This window comes from Novispirillum itersonii subsp. itersonii ATCC 12639 (assembly GCF_000381985.1).
Lineage (GTDB): Bacteria > Pseudomonadota > Alphaproteobacteria > Rhodospirillales > Rhodospirillaceae > Novispirillum > Novispirillum itersonii.
Genome location: NZ_KB907337.1, coordinates 42,359 through 59,571, shown reverse-complemented (window position 1 = coordinate 59,571; position 17,213 = coordinate 42,359). Strand labels below are relative to the sequence as shown.

General features: G+C 65.6%; 16 protein-coding genes. 8 read left to right on the top strand and 8 right to left on the bottom strand.

The window, feature by feature from the left end; genetic code table 11:
* Positions 1-30: 30 nt before the first annotated feature.
* A complete protein-coding gene (locus tag G365_RS0100305) occupies positions 31-462 on the bottom strand; it encodes a DUF411 domain-containing protein (RefSeq protein WP_019643498.1) in 432 nt (143 codons plus the stop codon).
* Positions 463-665: 203 nt separating this feature from the next.
* Between G365_RS0100305 and G365_RS0100300 the strand changes: the two genes are divergently transcribed.
* From G365_RS0100300 to G365_RS0100290, 3 genes are all read left to right on the top strand, one after another.
* Entirely contained in the window at positions 666-890 is a 225-nt protein-coding gene (locus tag G365_RS0100300; protein ID WP_019643497.1) for a ParD-like family protein, read from the top strand.
* Positions 887-1,672, top strand: a complete 786-nt coding sequence (map, locus tag G365_RS0100295) for a type I methionyl aminopeptidase (RefSeq protein WP_019643496.1) — start codon at positions 887-889, stop codon at positions 1,670-1,672. Before G365_RS0100300 ends, map begins: the two co-directional genes overlap by 4 nt.
* A gap of 111 nt (positions 1,673-1,783) precedes the next feature.
* A complete protein-coding gene (locus tag G365_RS0100290; protein ID WP_019643495.1) occupies positions 1,784-3,103 on the top strand; it encodes an NAD(P)/FAD-dependent oxidoreductase in 1,320 nt (439 codons plus the stop codon).
* Between the two features lie 21 nt (positions 3,104-3,124).
* On the opposite strand, the gene G365_RS0100285 is transcribed toward G365_RS0100290, so the two are convergent.
* Complete coding sequence (locus tag G365_RS0100285; protein ID WP_019643494.1) at positions 3,125-3,937, bottom strand: helix-turn-helix domain-containing protein; 813 nt, start codon at positions 3,935-3,937, stop codon at positions 3,125-3,127.
* A gap of 301 nt (positions 3,938-4,238) precedes the next feature.
* Between G365_RS0100285 and G365_RS0100280 the strand changes: the two genes are divergently transcribed.
* Positions 4,239-5,699, top strand: a complete 1,461-nt coding sequence (locus G365_RS0100280; protein WP_019643493.1) for an alanine/glycine:cation symporter family protein — start codon at positions 4,239-4,241, stop codon at positions 5,697-5,699.
* A gap of 96 nt (positions 5,700-5,795) precedes the next feature.
* On the opposite strand, the gene G365_RS0100275 is transcribed toward G365_RS0100280, so the two are convergent.
* The 4 genes from G365_RS0100275 to G365_RS0100260 form a co-directional block, all read right to left on the bottom strand.
* Positions 5,796-6,158: a hypothetical protein gene (locus G365_RS0100275; protein WP_019643492.1), complete on the bottom strand. Its 363-nt coding sequence runs from the start codon at positions 6,156-6,158 to the stop codon at positions 5,796-5,798.
* A 209-nt stretch (positions 6,159-6,367) separates the two neighbouring features.
* The gene (locus G365_RS0100270; protein ID WP_155976068.1) at positions 6,368-8,038 is read right to left on the bottom strand and encodes a methyl-accepting chemotaxis protein; all 1,671 of its coding nucleotides are present in this window, start codon (positions 8,036-8,038) and stop codon (positions 6,368-6,370) included.
* Between the two features lie 262 nt (positions 8,039-8,300).
* Entirely contained in the window at positions 8,301-9,671 is a 1,371-nt protein-coding gene (gor, locus tag G365_RS0100265; RefSeq protein WP_019643490.1) for a glutathione-disulfide reductase, read from the bottom strand.
* 94 nt (positions 9,672-9,765) lie between these two features.
* Positions 9,766-10,404 carry a GNAT family N-acetyltransferase gene (locus G365_RS0100260; RefSeq protein ID WP_019643489.1) on the bottom strand — a complete coding sequence of 213 codons (639 nt, stop codon included), beginning with the start codon at positions 10,402-10,404 and terminating at the stop codon, positions 9,766-9,768.
* A gap of 293 nt (positions 10,405-10,697) precedes the next feature.
* Here G365_RS0100260 and G365_RS0100255 point away from each other — a divergent pair, with 293 nt between their 5' ends.
* Both G365_RS0100255 and G365_RS0100250 read left to right on the top strand, forming a co-directional pair.
* The gene (locus G365_RS0100255) at positions 10,698-13,190 is read left to right on the top strand and encodes a nitrate- and nitrite sensing domain-containing protein (protein WP_019643488.1); all 2,493 of its coding nucleotides are present in this window, start codon (positions 10,698-10,700) and stop codon (positions 13,188-13,190) included.
* Positions 13,191-13,350: 160 nt separating this feature from the next.
* Complete coding sequence (locus G365_RS0100250; protein WP_019643487.1) at positions 13,351-13,788, top strand: GNAT family N-acetyltransferase; 438 nt, start codon at positions 13,351-13,353, stop codon at positions 13,786-13,788.
* Positions 13,789-13,829: 41 nt separating this feature from the next.
* On the opposite strand, the gene G365_RS19685 is transcribed toward G365_RS0100250, so the two are convergent.
* On the bottom strand, positions 13,830-14,783 hold the full coding sequence (locus tag G365_RS19685; RefSeq protein ID WP_019643486.1) for a LysR family transcriptional regulator: 954 nt from the start codon (positions 14,781-14,783) through the stop codon (positions 13,830-13,832).
* Between the two features lie 47 nt (positions 14,784-14,830).
* Positions 14,831-15,754 carry a JmjC domain-containing protein gene (locus G365_RS0100240; protein WP_155976066.1) on the bottom strand — a complete coding sequence of 308 codons (924 nt, stop codon included), beginning with the start codon at positions 15,752-15,754 and terminating at the stop codon, positions 14,831-14,833.
* A gap of 252 nt (positions 15,755-16,006) precedes the next feature.
* Between G365_RS0100240 and G365_RS0100235 the strand changes: the two genes are divergently transcribed.
* Together G365_RS0100235 and G365_RS0100230 are read left to right on the top strand one after the other, a co-directional pair.
* Positions 16,007-16,285, top strand: coding sequence for a PqqD family protein (locus G365_RS0100235; RefSeq protein WP_019643484.1), 279 nt, complete (start codon positions 16,007-16,009; stop codon positions 16,283-16,285).
* Between the two features lie 13 nt (positions 16,286-16,298).
* Positions 16,299-17,204: a phosphoenolpyruvate carboxykinase (ATP) gene (locus tag G365_RS0100230; protein ID WP_019643483.1), complete on the top strand. Its 906-nt coding sequence runs from the start codon at positions 16,299-16,301 to the stop codon at positions 17,202-17,204.
* The last annotated feature ends 9 nt before the right edge of the window (positions 17,205-17,213 follow it).

Below are 17,213 nucleotides of genomic sequence, written 5' to 3'. Positions count from 1 at the left end.
CCCGGCGGGCCATCGCCGGGGGTGTTTCCGTCATTCGACCGCAAACACCGCTGTCTTGCCGCCGCCGAAACTTTCCACCACAAAGGGGCCGTCCTTCTCGCCGCTCATCCCCGGCGAGCCCTGCGGCATCCCGGCCAGCGCGATACCGCGCACCGCCGGTTTTTCCGTCAGCAGCTTTCTGATCGCCGCCGCCGGAACATGCCCTTCCACCACATAGCCATCGACCATGATGGTGTGGCAGCTTTCCAGCGTCGGCGGCACCCCGGCCATGCTCTTCATTTTGGCAAGGGCATCGGTGGTCACCACCTTCACCTTAAAACCCTGCTGCTCCAGATAGGCGGCATGCCCTTCGCAGCAGCCGCACTGCGGGTTTTTATACAGCGTCATCTCGCCCGCCGCAGACGCCGCCACCGGGGCAAGCACCCCCATCATCACAACCGCTGCCAGCATCCGTCCGCGCATCTGATCATCCTTTCCGGGGTGGTTGTGTCTGCTCCGCCCGCCGGGCTTACACCCGCACGGGGGTCCGTCTCAGATAAGGCCCATACCCTGACCAAAAAAGCCCCCCGGCGCCTTGCCGCAGATCAAGGGCCTTGTCAAAACCATCCTACCCCTATACGGTCCGCATACGATTCATATACGCTTCATATATCCGGAGGCCCCCGATGGGCATCGTCAAGATTGATGACACCCTGCATGAAGACCTGCGCCGCGCCAGCGGTGTCATGTGCCGGTCCATCAACGCGCAGGCCGAATACTGGATCAAGATCGGCATGCTGGCCGAAGCCAACCCGACCCTGACTTTCCCCGAGATCATCCGCCGCCAGATGGAGGCCGCCGCCCTGCCTGCCGGGGTGGTGCCGCTGCTGTCAGGCGGTACGGCATCATGACCGGTATCATCCTGAAAACCCCGGACCAGATTGACGCCATGGCCGAAGCCGGGCGTCTGCTGGCCGATGTCTTCGCCCTGCTTGACCGTACCGACCTGACCGGACACTCCACCCTGTGGGTCAATGATCTGGTCGATGACTACATCACCACCACCCTGCACGCCCGCCCCGCCAGCAAGGGCCAGTACGGCTTTGCCTACGCCCTCAATGCCTCGCGCAATGCCGTGGTCTGTCACGGGGTGCCCGCCGCCGATGACATTCTGCAGCCCGGCGATATCGTCAACCTCGACATCACCCTTGAAAAAGGCGGCTGGATTGCCGATTCCAGCAAAACCTACTGCATCGGTACGGTCAGCCCGGCGGCTGCCCGGCTGGTGAAGGTGACACAGGATGCGTTGTGGCAGGGCATCCGTGCCGTGCGCCCCGGTGCGACGCTCGGCGATATCGGCCATGCCATCCAGCGCCATGCCCATCTGCACGGCTACGGCGTGGTGCGGGAATACTGCGGCCACGGCATCGGCCAACAGATGCACGAAGCCCCCCACGTCCTGCATTATGGCCGCGCCGGGGCCGGGCAGCGGTTGCAGGAAGGCATGGTCTTCACCATCGAGCCGATGCTCAATCAGGGCAGTGCCCGGGTTCTGCCGCCGGAAAACGGCTGGGCCGTGCGCACCCGCGACGGCAGCCTGTCAGCCCAGTTTGAGCACACGGTCGCGGTCACCGCCACCGGGGTCAGGGTGTTAACCCTGCGCCCGGATGAAGCGGGACGGATTTGTTTTTAGGTTTTGTTTTTGGTCCCTCAATGGCGGGTGCGGGCATCCGCGCCCTTGCACCGCTGCGCAAAATAGGCTTTGACAGACGCCGCCCCACCGCCCGCCGGAGACCCCGACCCGATGCGCCCGATCCGTCTGCTGCCGTCCGATGATGCCTGCAACGGCTGGAATGCCCTGCTGCCGCCCCGTGCCGCCCGCCCGGCCCTGCGCGGGGATGTCACCGCCGACTGGGTTGTCGTCGGGGCCGGTTTCACCGGGCTGGCCGCCGCCCGGCGGCTGGCGGAGCTGCGCCCCCATGACCGCATCGTCGTGCTGGAAGCCCAGACCGTTGCCGATGGGTCGTCTGGCCGTAACTCCGGGTTCGCCATCGACCTGCCGCACAACATCACCAGCTCGGTCGAGGAACTGGCGCTGTCGCACGCCTACCGGCGGCTGGCGCGGGCCAGCATCGACCATCTGCGCACCCTGACCACCCGCCACGCCATCGCCTGCGACTGGACCGACAGCGGCAAATACCATGCCGCCGCCAGTGCCCACGGGGTCGCCACCGTGCTGACCCCGACCCGGCAGGAACTCGACCGGCTGGAAGAACCCTACCAATGGCTGGAAGGGGCCGACCTTGCCGCCCGGCTGGGCACCGGCAGCTTTGCCGCCGCCCTGTATACCCCCGGCACTGTTCTGCTTAATCCGGCGGCGCTGGTGCGCGGGCTGGCCGATACCCTGCCCGACACCGTCACCCTGTACGAACAGTCCCCCGTTGTGCAGGCCGATCTTGGCAGCCCGGTCCTTCTGACCACCCCGCAGGGCAGCGTCCGTGCCCCCCGGATGGTGCTGGCCGTTAACGGGCTGGCCGCCCAGTTCGGCATCTTCCGCAACCGGCTGCTGCCGTTTTCCACCTATGGCAGCCTGACCCGCCCGCTGACCGGGGCGGAATACGACGCCCTCGGCCGCCCGGCCCCGTGGGGCCTGACCCCGGCCCATGCCTTCGCCGGGGCCACCCTGCGCCTGACCAACGACCGCCGCCTGCTGGTGCGCCAGACGGTGGAATACAGCCCGGCCTTCCGGCGGGATGCCGGGCACCGCGCCACAGTCGCCGCCCGTCACCGCGCCATTCTTGCCCGCCGCTTTCCGATGCTGCCGGACATCACGTTTGACAGCACATGGTCGGGCATGATCTGCGTCTCGCAGAACGGGGCCCCCGGCTTCGGTGCCGTTGCCCCGCACATCACCGCCGCCGTCTGCCACAACGGGGCCGGGGTCACCAAAGGCACCATCGGCGGCCTGCTGGCGGCTGATCTGGCCTGCGGACAGGATAACCCGCTGATCGCCGACCTGATCAGCCTCGGCCAGCCGCAGAAAGTGCCACCGCGCCCGTTCCTCGACATCGGGGTCCGCGCCCGTTTCGCGTGGGAACTGTGGACCGCCCGGCATGAGGCGTAAGCGCCCGATAAGGCGTACCGGTTATCCCCGCGCTTTCAGATGCCAGTCTCCGGCGGGTATCTCATTCCCGATTGCCTGCCGGACATCATCCGGCACCGCCGGGCTGGTCATCGCGAACAGCCCGCACAGCCGCAGGGCGCGCCGGGTGTCGATCGTCCGCCCAAGATAATCATAGACCACCCGGGCACAGACCGGCACCCGGTCCCACCGCCCCGCCCCCCCCAGACGCAGCCCGTGCAGCCGCACCACCCGGTTCCGGAACGTGGGGATCAGCACGGTCTGGGTGATTTCCAGCCCGGTCAGGGTTTCGTAATCATTCAGAAAAATCCGGTCGCCCAGCATGTGGGCAACCCCCAGATACAGGCCGTGCAGCGGTTTCTGGCCCGGCGCTTCCTGCACCCGTTCGGTGCGCTGGTAATAGACACCGCCATCCCGGCGGGTCAGGGTCACCAGCGTGCGCAAAATCTGGCCGGGATAGGCCATCGACAGATAGGTTTCCAGATAACTGCCGAGAAAGCGCTCCATCCCGTCGCCGCCGGTGTGGGCCAGCCGGGCCAGATGGGCGGCCTCCGGGCGCGGGGTGTCGGTGGCGGTGCCCCACTGCCGGGCGCGGACCTGCACCAGATCGGCAAAAGCGGCGGCAGGCAGCAGGATTTCGTGTTCCTCCACCCCGAAAAAGTCGCAGATCCGCCGGAAGTGGTGGCGGCTGGGCCGGTACTGTCCGGCCAGCCAGCGGTTAAACTGCGGGCGGTTGACTTCCAGCCGCCGGCAGACCTCGGCAATCGAGCGGTGATAGCCACACAGCAATCTCAGGTTGGCGGCAAAGTCATCCATCGTGCTGGGGCCTGCTCCCGGATATGGCGCAGAAGGCTGCATTGACTGCGCTATTCTGCACCATTCTACACCATTCCGGCAAATTGAGTTACCGGCATTCTCCTGCTGAAATCACCTGTCAGGATAAAAAAGCCGCAATCAAGGCTTTTCCAAGGCGAAAAGCGCCGCTATAAGGCCCGCCCCATAACAAATCCACCTGACACCCATAAGCCGCCGCAGTGAACGGTGGCACGCTCAGAGATCAATCGACGCCGCCGCCCCCTCAGCCGGGGCGGCGGCTGAGCCGGAGAGTAAACGCCAGATGTTAGAGTTTCTGAATGACCTGCTGTGGAGCAAAGTCCTGATTGCCGCCCTGATCGGGCTTGGTCTGTGGCTGACCATCGGCACCCGCTTTGTGCAGTTCCGGTATTTTGGCCGTATGTTTGCCATTCTGTCGGCCAATCAAGCCTTCAGCCACGACCGTCACGGTCATCTGTCGTCGTTTCAGGCGCTGATCCTGTCGGTGGCCGGGCGCGTCGGCGGCGGCAATATTGCCGGGGTGGCGGTGGCCATCACCATCGGCGGGCCGGGTGCGGTGTTCTGGATGTGGGTGGTCGGCCTGCTCGGCATGGCCACCAGCTATGTCGAATGCACGCTGGCGCAGGCCTATAAGCAGGCCAATCCCGACGGCACCTTCAGCGGTGGCCCGGCCCATTACATCGCCCGCGGTCTGGGCAAGAAGTGGCAGTGGCTGGCCGTTGTTTATGCCGCCCTGCTGCTGGTGACCTTCGGCTTCGGCTTCTCTGCCGTGCAGTCCTATTCCGTTGCCACCTCGATGCAGGATGCCTTCGGCATTCCGGCGGAAGCGTTCGGGGCCGGTCTGGCCCTGCTGATCGGTGCGATCATCTTCGGCGGCGTCAAGCGCATCGCGCAGGTGTCGGAAGTGATGGTGCCGGTGATGGCGGTCGGGTACATCCTGCTGGCGCTGGCGGTGCTGGGGATGAACATCGCCGAACTGCCGGGCGTGCTGATGCTGATCGTCAAAAGCGCTTTCGGGCTGGAACAGGCGGTCGGCGGCGGCATCGGCGCGGCGATGCTGATGGGCGTCAAGCGCGGCCTGTTTTCCAACGAGGCCGGTCTGGGCAGCGCCCCCAACGTGGCGGCGGTGGCCTATGTGCCCCACCCGGCCAGTCAGGGGATTGTGCAGGCGTTTTCGGTGTTTATTGACACCATCATCATCTGTTCCTGCACTGCCTTTATCATTCTGCTGGGCACCGTGTATCACCCGGGCATGTCGGCAGAAATGGGCGGTGTGGCGCTGACTCAGGCCTCTCTGGCCAGTCACGTCGGTGAATGGGGCCGGGCCGCCGTCAGCATCGCGCTGCTGCTGTTTGCCTTCACCACCATCATTTACAACAGCTACCTTGGTGAAAACAGCCTGAAGGTTCTGGCGGAAAAGATCCCCGGCGCGGTGATCGGGTACCGCGTTCTGGTGATCGTGCTGTGCGGCTGGGGGGCCACCACCGACCTTGGCACCGTGTTCGCGTTTGCCGATGTGACCATGGGCTTCCTTGCCCTGTGCAACCTGCTGGCGCTGGCCCTGCTGTATAAGCCGGCCATCCGCCTGATGAAGGACTTTGACCGTCAGGTCGCCGCCGGTGTGACCGAGCCGGTGTTTGACGCCAGCCGGTTTACCGATATGGGGGTTGATCCGGCGGCATGGCAGCTGGAACCCGAAGAGGCCGAAGCCCTGAAAGAGGTGCAGGCCAAAGCCGGGGCATAACCCGCAGCCGCAGAAACAGAAAAGGCCGGAGCAGTATTGCCCCGGCCTTTTTCTTTACCCCTCACCGGATCATGCGACCCGGAAGGCGCCTGCCGCTTACTCGTATTCAGCGGAGGTTTCGCCGGAGGCGCGGTCGTAATGAATGGTGATCTTGGAGGTGGTGCACAGGTCAAACTGTTCCCACTCAGCGGTTTCCTTGTCGGTGTAAACCACCTTCACGTCCCACTTGCAGGCCTGAGTCCCGCGGGAAAACTTGATGTGAACGCTTTTGCCGTTCTCCAGCACGTCCTGCCCCAGCACGTCTTCCTGCCAGTCAGAAGCGGCGGACGGAGAAACGTAAACTTCCTCGATGGCATAGCCGGTCTTGTTGACCATGGTGAAGTCCTGCTTACCGCCGGCGACAGCGGCAGTGGAGAACCCGGCCACGACGACGGCGGCGGCAATGAAACGAGCGAACATTGCGATGTTTCCTTGGCTGAATGTCAGTGCAGCCCGGATGTGCTGCCCGGTTAAGGGCGGCGGATCCCCCCGACGCTGCGCCGCACACTATGACTGAAAAACAGAGTTATCGAAAGAGCCTATCATTAAACCGCAAACAACTTGCCTTACCGGACACAATTCCGTGTACCGTCAACTCCCGGCGCAGGCGGGCGCCGGGTGCGCCCCCGTCACGCTGCCTTAATCGCCGACAGGAAGCGTTCAACTTCCCGCCGCAGGCCATCGGTTTCGGCCTCCAGACTGCGGGCGGCGGCATCAACCTTGGCGGCGGCCAGACGGGTCTGGTCGCTGGCATCCGACACCGCGCCGATGCTTTCCGTCACATCCTGACTGCCCGCTGCGGCTTCCTGCGCGTTGCGGCGGATGTCTCCGGTCGCCTCGCCCTGCTGCCGCACCGCCCCGGCAATCGCCCCGGTGATGGCGCTGACCTCGGCAATGGTGTCGCTGATCCCGGCAATCGCCGCCACCGCCTCAGCCGTGGTGCCCTGCACTGCGGCAACCTGCGCCGTAATATCGTCGGTGGCCCGGGCGGTCTGGGTCGCCAGCGACTTCACCTCATTCGCGACCACGGCAAACCCTTTTCCCGCCTCACCGGCCCGGGCCGCCTCGATGGTGGCGTTCAGGGCCAGAAGATTGGTCTGGTCGGCAATGGCGGTGATCAGGCCGACCACCTCGCCGATACGGGCAGCCGCATCGGACAGGCCACGCACGATGCCATCGGTCCGCCGGGCACTGTCCACCGCTGCCGCCGTCGCCTGCGACGACCGTTCCACCTGCGCCGCCATATCGTTGATCGACCGGGTCAGTTCAGCCGCAGCCACCGCCACGGCCTGCACATTTGCCGAAGACCGCCCAGACACCCGCGCGACATGGCCGGACCGTTCCGCCGTTGCCCCGGCCCCGGCATCCAGACTGACCGATGCCGACCGCAGGCTTTCAATGGATCCGTCAACGGTATCAATCAGGTGCAGCACGGTCTGATCAAAGGCTGCGGTCAGGGCATCCACCCGCCCCTGCCGGGCCCGGGCCGCCTCTGCCGCCGCAGCCAGATCACGCCGCAGCCCCTGCGCCTGTACCAGCGCCTGCCGGAACACCTCAACCGCCTGCGCCATTTCCCCGATTTCGTCGCGGCGGTTCAGGCCCGGCACCGTGATGGCGGTGTCATCCGCCGACAGCGACCGCATGCTGGCCCGCAGCCGGTCAAGCGCCCGGAAATTCCTGTGCAGCAGCCACCACACCCCGGCGCAGATCACCGCCACCAGAACGGCGGAAATCGCCACAATCCGCACGATCAGGGCATCAACCACCGTCTGGAACGATGCCCGTTCCAGCCCCACATACAGCACACCGATCACCGTGCCGTCAGCGGCGCGGATCGGGTCATAGGCGGTGTAAAAGCCCTTGCCGAGAATATCCGCCTCCCCCCGGAACGGTTTCCCCTGTTTCAGCACCGCCTCATACACCGGCCCTGCCGCCAGTCTGGTGCCCACCGCACGGCTGCCATCCGGCTTCAGCACATTGGTGGTGACCCGGGTATCACCGGCAAACACCGTTGCGGTGCCGCCGACTAGCGCCTGAATCTTATCCACCACCGCCGTATTGCCGTTCAGCACCAGATCCCCGGCAGAGAGGGTGCCGTCAGGGGCCAGCCGGAAAGGGCCGCCGGCCTGCTTCAGAACATCCCATGCCACATTCATGCTGGTGGTCTGCCGCTGCTGGGCCATCGCCGCCATTTCCTGCGACACCTGCCGCGCTGACTGGAAGGCCACAACCCCGGCCAGCAGCACCAGCGCCGCCAGCGTCATCAGGGTAAAGCGTGTACTCAGCCGGATCTGTCTCACCACCCCGTCCCTTTCTGTTCCTGCCTGCCCCCGCCCTGCGCGGATGCTCCCCGGATTTTGAAAGAGGTGACTATGTCAGGGGACCGACAGCGATGAAAAGAGGAATAGGCACATTCAGCACCGGGTTTATCGGTAAATTCGTATAAAATACCTGCAAAGTATAACGCATCTAAAGTTGCGCAGAAAAATGGCCCGCCCCCCTTGCGGGAGCGGGCCAGATCTGTCCCTGCCACGGCCCTTTCAGACCGGGCCCGGCCGCCTGTTACGCGTCCTCCGGGTCCGGGACCGGGGTGCGCAGGGTGACGAACTCTTCCGCCGCCGTCGGGTGGATGCCGACCGTGCTGTCAAAATCCTTCTTGGTCAGCTTCGCCTTCACCGCGATCCCGATGCCCTGAATGATTTCCGGCGCATCCGGGCCGACCATATGCGCCCCGATCACCACCTGCGTGGCGCGGTCAACGATCAGCTTCATCATCGTCTTTTCTTCCCGCCCTGACAGGGTGTACTTCATCGGGCGGAAGCGGGTGACGTAGACATCAACCTTGCCACGGGCGCGGGCGGCTTCTTCGGTCAGGCCGACGGTGCCGACCGGGGGCTGGCTGAACACCGCCGACGGCACGGCGTCATGGTCCGGCGACTGCGGGTTGTTGTTAAACTCGGTCTCGGCGAAGCAGGCCCCCTCGCGGATCGCCACCGGGGTCAGGTTGATGCGGTCGGTCACATCGCCCACCGCCCAGATGCCCGGCACATTGGTGCGGGAATAGGCATCAACCCGGACCGCGCCGGTGCGGGGATCAAGCGCGACCCCGGCCTCTTCCAGCCCCAGCCCCTTGGTGTTGGGCACTCGGCCGGTGGCGTACATCACCTGATCACAGGCTTCGGCCTCGCCGGTGGTCAGCAGCACCGACAGGCGGCCATCGGCCTGCTTTTCGATCGACTGCACCTCGGTCCGGCGGCGGATGCGGATGCCCTTGCGTTCCAGCTCGGTGGCCAGATCGGCGCGGATATCCTGATCGAAGCCGCGCAGAATGTTATCAGCCCGGATGACGATGGTGACGCTGGCCCCCAGCGCCCGGAAGATCCCGGCGAATTCCACGGCGATGAAACCGCCGCCGACGATCACGATATCCTTCGGCAGCTGCGGCAGGTCCAGCGCCTCGTTCGAGGTTATGGCGTGGCTGATGCCCGGGATCTCCGGCAGCATCGGCCAGCCGCCGACCGCCACCAGAATACGCTTCGTGGTCAGGCGGCGCCCGTTGACCTCCACCGTGTGGGCATCAATCACCCGGCCCCGGCCTTCGATCAGCTCGACCTTATTGTTGCGCAGGATGTTGCGGTAGATGCCTTCCAGCCGGTCCAGCTCGCGGTTTTTGTTGGCGATCAGGGTCGGCCAGTCAAAGCGCACGTCGCCCGCGCTCCAGCCGTAGCCTTTGGCGTCTTCCAGATCCTCGGCAAAATGCGCGCCGTAGATCAGCAGCTTTTTCGGCACGCAGCCGCGCATCACACAGGTGCCGCCGATGCGGCTTTCTTCGATCACCGCCACCTTCGCGCCGTAACCCCCGGCAAGGCGCGAGGCCCGCACGCCGCCCGACCCGGCGCCCAGAGTGATCAGGTCATACTCAAATTCCGACATCGTCCGGTCCTTATGCCGCAACAGAAAAGGGCTCTGAAGAATAAAGTCTCTGGCTGATAAGATAGGGCGGAGCAGCCCCGGTTGCCAACCCGGCCTATTCCGGCTGCGGCCCGGTCTCCTGTTCCGGGGGTAAAACCGGGGCTGGGGATACACCCGGCACTGGCGCGGCGCGGCGCGGGGCCGGGGCGGCGGCATCCCCCGGCACCGGGAAGCGGTAGCGGATCACCTGAAGCGATACCCCCAGATACGGCACCTCTTCCACGCCGTCATGAAGACCGCCGCAGGCCTCGTAAAACGGGTTCCAGCGGGCTTCTGCCGGGCTGCGCAGCAGTACCGTCCGCGCCCCGGCGGCACCGGCCCGCTCCAGCGCCTGCTGCAACAGACGGCTGCCGACCTTCTGGGCCTGATGGGCCTGCATCACGGTCAGATAGGGCATATCCCAGTCATGCGGGGCCGGGGCCTTGCGGCGGGGCACCGGCGGGCAGACACAGGCAAACCCGACCGACCCATGCAGGGAATCCGCCACCACCACCACACCGGCGGCGCGGCCGATGCCCTTGGCCCGCAGCCATTCCCGCCATTCCTTACCCCGGTCGGCGGCGCTGAGCAGCAGGGCAGACGGCGGCACACCGTATTCAATACCGGCCTGCAGGCTGATGCGGTGCAGCAGGCCGATGGCATCCGCATCGACCAGTGTGCCTTCCCGCAGAATGACGCCGTCCGTTGTGTGCATGGCTTTTACCCCGGCTGTGATCCCGCCGTGACCCCGGGCACCGTATCCGGCCCAGTTTCCGGCGGCACTCTGCGCCGTTGGGCCGCAAACGTCCACTGAAACCTTATCCGCCGCACAACCCGCTCTTTCAGAACGCTGAAACATCCCTGTGCAGACAAAATCCAAACCACTATAGTGTCCCTGTGGGGGAACGCGGATTATCATTATTCGTAAACGGGGTTTTCATCTTACGCCATATGACTTAAACAAATGGCGTTTGTGGGCGGGAAATGCAACCCAGAGGAGAGATCGGGATGCAGAAAATCCAGTGGAGCGATAATTTCGACGTAGGGTTGCCGGTATTGGATGACGGTCATCATGCCCTGCTCGCCCGTCTGGAAGCCCTGTACAGCGCGGTGGAAAGCGGCCAGACCGACACCCCCCTGCTGCCGCTGATCGAACAGATCGACGCCGCCGCCCGCCAGCATTACACCGAGGAAGAGGTGGAGATGCGCCGCTTCGGCTACCCCAAGGCCGAAGAGCATGCCGCCATCCACGCCCGGTCGCTGGAAGAGACAGCCGGGCTGATCCGCCGTCTGCGCGACGGCGACCCGACCCTGACCCCGCTGCAGGTGCGCCACACTCTCTATTTCTGGTTTCACAAGCATTTTCTGGATGAGGATGCCGACTTCAGCCGGTTCCTGCTCGGGCGGGGCATTGCTGCCTCTGGACGTCGCGGTTCGGTGCTGCTGCAACGGCTGTCACACCTGAGCGTCAGCGTCCGGATGTCCATTCTGGCACTGGTGCCGCTGCTGGCGCTGATCATTCTGGGCGGGCTGCGGATCAGTGATGCCCTGACCACCAGCCGCGAGATGGCCGCCGTCAGCACGCTGGCCGGGCTGGCCCCGGAAATCAGTGCCGCCGTGCATGAACTGCAGAAGGAACGCGGGAACTCCGTCGGCTTCACCGGGTCAAAGGGCACCGCCTTCGGGGATGCCCTGAAGGCCCAGCGCCTTGCCAGCGACGGCAAAATCGCCACCCTGCGTCAGAGCCTGTCCGCCTTCCCCGCCGCCGGGTACGGCCCGGCTTTTCTGGCCAAGATGGAAACCGCCCGCGCCACGCTGGACCAACTGTCTGCCCGCCGTGCCGATGTTGATAAGCTGGCCCTGCCCGCGCCGCAGGTTGCCGCCTTCTATTCCGGCCTGATCGGCCAGATGCTGGCGGTGATTGAAGAGATGGCCGTGATCAGCAGTGATGCTGACATCAGCAAGCGGATTCTCGCCTACACCGCCTTCCTGCAGGCCAAGGAACGGACCGGGCTGGAACGGGCGATCGGGTCTGCCGGGTTCGGGGCCGGGGCCTTTGACCAGACCCTTTACAGCACCTTTGTCGGGCTGATCGCCCGTCAGGAGACGTTCCTGCAGGTGTTTGCCGAATACGCCACCCCGGCGCAGAAGGCGTTTCTGGCCGATACCGTCAAGGGGCCGGATGTTGATGAAGTGGTGCGCCTGCGCGGCATCGCGCTGGCCAGCCCGTTTACCGGCACGACACAGGGGGTCGCCGGGCCGGTGTGGTTTGACACCATCACCAAAAAAATCAACCTCCAGAAAGTGGTGGAAGACCGCCTGTCGAAAGACCTGCTGGATGCCGCCGCCGCCGCCGCCGCCGCCAACCAGCGCCTGCTGACCGTGACCGCCGCCGCCGTGGTGCTGATCGCGCTGGCGATCACGGCGCTGACCCTGCTGATGATCCGCAGCATCACCGCCCCGGTGCGGGCGCTGACGCAGGCGTCGGACCGCATTGCCGACGACGATCTGGAAACCGACGTGCCCGCCCTGCTGCACCGTGACGAAATCGGCCGGATGGCCCGGGCCGTGCAGCACTTTAAGGACAACGCCATCCGCATCCGCATGCTGTCGGAGGAACGGGCCTCTAACCGCGCCCTCAGCCATGAACACCAGCATATCGAGATGGAAAAGCTGGCCCGGGTGTTCCAGAGCAATGTCGGCAGCGTGATCGAGGCGGTGTCCTCGGCCTCCACCGAGATGCAGGCCTCAGCCGAAACCCTGAACATCACCGCCGAGCAGACCAGCCAGCGCGCCACCAATGTTTCCGACAGCGCCCGTCATGCCACCGTCAACGTCGAAACCGTCGCCGCCGCCGCCGAGGAACTGAGCGCCTCGATCACCGAGATCGGGCGGCAGGTCGAAGAGTCCGCCGCCTTCACCGCCGCTGCCGTCGGCGAGGCGGAAACCGCCAATGGCCGGGTGCAGAAACTGGCCCAGGCCGCCGAACGGATCGGGCAGGTGGTGCGCCTGATCTCTGACATCGCCGCCCAGACCAACCTGCTGTCGCTGAACGCCACCGTCGAGGCCGCCCGCGCCGGTGAGGCCGGAAAGGGCTTTGCCGTGGTCGCCAACGAGGTGAAGGCGCTGGCAACCCAGACCGCCCGCGCCACCGAGGATATCGCCCGCCAGATCAACGCCGTGCAGAGCGAAAGCCGCGATGCCGCCGCCGCGATCAGCAGCATCACCACCACGGTGCAGAAGATCAACGCCATCGCCAGCGGTATCGCCGCCGCGGTGGAGGAACAGGCCGCCGCCACCCGCGAAATCGCCCGCAATGTCGAACAGGCGGCGCAGGCAACCCATGCGGTGTCGGAAACCATCGACGGTGTCAGTCAGGCCGCCGCCGAAACCGGATCAGCCGCCACCCAGATGCTGGCCGCCGCCAGCGAGCTGGGCCGCCAGTCGGTGCGCCTGCATCAGGAAGTCGATCAGTTTCTGGAGGAAGTGCGGCGGGACTGACCGGCTGCCGCCGGCTCCTGTCGCAGAGGCCCCCGGACCAGAGATTCCTGTCCCAGACTTTGCCGGGCGCGGACTGCGGTCTGCGCCCGTTCTCTTTTCAGCCCGTTCTCTTTTCAGCCCATTCTCTTTTCAGCCCATTCTCTTTTCAGAAAGACGCGCCATGCCCCTGATCAGACCGGCCCGCCCGGACGATATCCCCGCCATTTTCGAGATCCGCACCAGTGTGCGGGAAAACCACCTGTCACGGGCCGAGCTGGCCGAACTGGGCATCACCCCGGACAGTCTGCGGGCTATTCTGGAAGCCAGCCCCTGCCTGTGGGTTGCCGAGAGCGACGGTGCCGTCGCCGGTTTCAGCATGATTGATGCCGCCGATGCCTGCCTGTTCGCCGCCTTCGTCCACCCACGGGCGGAAGGCCGGGGGCTGGGTCGCCTGCTGGTCGCTGCCGCCGAAGAGGCCCTGTTCAGCACCCATGACAGCGCGTGGCTGGAAACCGCCGCCGCCAGCCGGGCCGCCGGATTTTACCGCCGTCTCGGCTGGGCCCAGTCCGGCCCGGTCAGCGTAGACGGTGATATCCGCATGGAAAAGCGGCGGCCATAAGCCGGGGACCTTCTTCAGGGGGGGGCTTTCAGGTTGGGGGCTCAGCCGTTTTCCGGCGTCCATCGGTGGTCTGCCCCCAGCCTCTCCGCCATAAAGTCGATGAACACCCGCACCGCCGGATTGCTGAACCGGCTGCGGTAATACATTGCGTACAGGGTGTGTTCGGTCCGGGCGCGGTACTGCGGCAGCACCCGCCGCAGCCGCCCGGCGGCCAGATGCGGCCCGGCGACATAATCCGGCAGGCAGACCACCCCGCAGCCATCCAGTGCCATTTCCGCCAGGGCCAGACTGGAATTGGAGACAACCCGCCCGCGTACCGGCACGGTCAGCGGGCGCTCAGCCTGCCCCGGCCCATTCCCCCCGTCACCGTCATCACGGACGAACCCCCACTCCGCCCCGCCGGTCATCTCCGGGTACAGCAGGCAGGTATGCCCGGCCAGATCCTGCGGCACCGACACCGCCGGGTGGCGGTCAAGGTATTCCGGCGCCGCACAGTACACCCAGCGGATCGCGGTCAGCCGCCGCGCCGGGTCCGTCCAGTCCTGCCGGGCGGTGATCCGCAGGGCGACATCAAAGTCTTCCTGCGACAGATCGACACAGCGGTCTTCCAGCGTCAGCACCACATCAATCTCGGGGTAGGCCTCTGAAAAGGCCCGCAGCAACCGGGAGACCTGCGTGCAGCCGAACGCCACCGAGCAGGTCACCCGCAACACCCCGCCGGGCCGCCGGAACTGCATCGCTGCCGTAATCGCCGCGTCGGTGTCGCGCAGAATGGCCGAGGCCCGGTCCAGCATTACCGCCCCCACCTCGGTCAGCGACAGCCGCCGGGTGGTGCGCTTCAGCAGGGTTGCCCCCAGTTCCGCTTCCAGCTGGGCCAGACCTTTGCTGACCGCCGACGGCGTCACCCCCAGCACCCGCGCCGCCTTTGACAGGCTGCCCAGCTCCGCCGCCCGCACAAAAATCTCCAGCCGCGACAGCGATGTTGAATGGCGCATGGTGTGGTCTCTCTTCCCCGGTCCCGCCGGACGGGGACCGGAGGAACCTACTTCTCTGTGCCCTGCGCCGTCGCGGTGACAGCGCTGAACGGGCCGGAACCGGCCAGACCAGAACCGGGGGGCCGCTGTTTGCGCGCCAGCCAGTCCCGGGTCAGGGCTGCGATATCGGCTCCATCCACCAGACGGATCAACGCCTGCTTCATCGCCGCCTGCTGCCGGTCAGAAACGGTGCCAGCCTCCGGCACATCCAACCGGTTTCCCAGTGCCGGGTCAACCTCCCAGCTCTGCTGCATGCTCTTCAGCAGATCAGCGCCACAGGGGCGGCGGATCAGAATCCCCAGATGCAATGACGGCTCCAGCGGTACGCAGTAATGATGCAGCCCCGCCGGGACAAACAGCGTATCGCCGGGCTCCATCACAAAATCATCCACCACCGTCTCAGGCCGCGGTACAGGCCGCTTGCGCCACGGGCCGTCAACCGGGGCCCCCAGCACGGTCCAGCGCTTCCGTCCCGCCACCTGCACCAGAATCAGATCCCGGTTGTCATAATGCAGCGGCAACCCCTGCTGCATCCCGAAGGACCCGATGGCATCAATGCTGATCACCGCCCCCAGCGCCTGCTCCAGCCTGCCGGCCTCTTCCCAGAGGGAATCCGAAGAGCTGTCGAGGCGGTTGAACACAATGGTCAGCCCCTGCGGCAGCAGCGGTTGCAGGGCGGTACGGTCCAACTGCCCCTGCCGGTCGATCAGGCCAAACCGGCAGGGATCGACAGCCTTGCCGCGCAGGAAGAAGCGGAACCGTTCAGGGTGCCCGCCGCTGCGGTGCAGCAGCCGGTCAATCCAGCCCCAGGACAGAATGCCGGGAATCTCGGGGAAAACCCCCGGCAGGCGGCAGAGTTCCTGCCGTTCCGCCAGATCATTCCAGGCCGCCGCAGAGCGTATCGACAGTATTTTTTCAGACAGACTGATCACGGATACCCCCATCCTCACCGTTGCCGGAACAGGCCCCTCTGTCCCGGAAGCGTATACCATCCCCCGTTGCACGCCCATCCCGGGAGTGAGAAAAGGGAAAACATCATCAAAATTCTATGTGTACGGTTTATTGATACAGCGGTCATTACTTTAGCGGGAATTCCTGCTTTTCCACACTGTCTTTCTCCGATATCAATGGGGCCGCCCCGGTCAGTCTGACCGGCCTGAATACGGTGGAGAAGGGACCTGACAATGCTGACAGCCGAGACAGTTCTGGTACGGGCCGACCACTGTCTGACCAGCGAACTCGACACCGAACTGGTGATGATGGACGCCGAGCGCGGCTCTTACTTCTCCCTCAATGCCGTTGGCCGCGAGATCTGGAACCGGCTGGACCAGCCGGTAAAAATCGGGGATCTCTGCACCTCTCTGGGCCAGAGCTACGATGCCCCGCCAGAGGTGATCGCCCGCGACGTCCTGACACTGCTGGAGGCGATGGTCCGCGAAAATCTGGTGAAAATCGCGGCATAGGCCGCAGCCCCCGATGCACCATTACCGGATCAGCGGCTGGACCCTGTCGGCGGATAGACCGCTGCCGTATCTGCACCCCTGCCCGGCCCCGACAACGGCAACCGAGACCGATCTTTCCCTGCGCAGCGGCCCGGTTGCGCCGCCGCTCCTGCCGGTGCGGCTGGACCGTGACGGCATCAGCATCGGCGCCGACGGGGCTGCGGTGATCGACGTGCCCGGCTGTGTCCGCATCGGGGTGACGGGCGGACGCCACGTCACGGTTGATCCGGCCCCCGGTGTGCCGTGGGCCGAAGTTCAGACCTGGCTGCTGGGGCCCTGTCTGGGGCTGATCTGCCATCAGCGCGGGGTGCTGCCGCTGCACGCCTGCGCCATCGGGAGCGGAGAAAAAGCCCTGGCCATTGTCGGCAACAGCCGGGCCGGAAAATCCACCACCGCCACCGCACTGGTGCAACGGGGCCATCGCCTGCTGGGCGACGACGTGCTGGTGACTGACCCCGACAGCGGGCTGGCTTACCCCTGCTTTCCGGCGGTCAAGCTGTGGGACAGCAGCCGGGCTGCCCTGTCGGTCAGCGGAGAGGATCTTCAGCCGGTCTTCCGCAAGGCCGGAAAATGGCACGTCCCGATGCGGCACGCCTTTGACCCCACCCCCCGGCCCCTGACGGCCATCGTACACCTGCGCCCCGACGCCAAGGCCCGGCGCCCGGCGCTGACCCGCTGCGCCCCGGCCCATGCCGCCGCAATCCTGACCGCCATGACCTACCGGAGCTATCTGGCTGATGCCCTGCACGGGCGGCAGCATGTGCTGTCAACCGCAACCCGGCTGGCAGGGCGCATCCCCGTGTGGCAACTGACCCGCACCACGGAGTACACCGACCTGCCGGAAATGCTGGCGCTGCTGGAGGCCCTGATCAGCGGCTGACACCGCCGC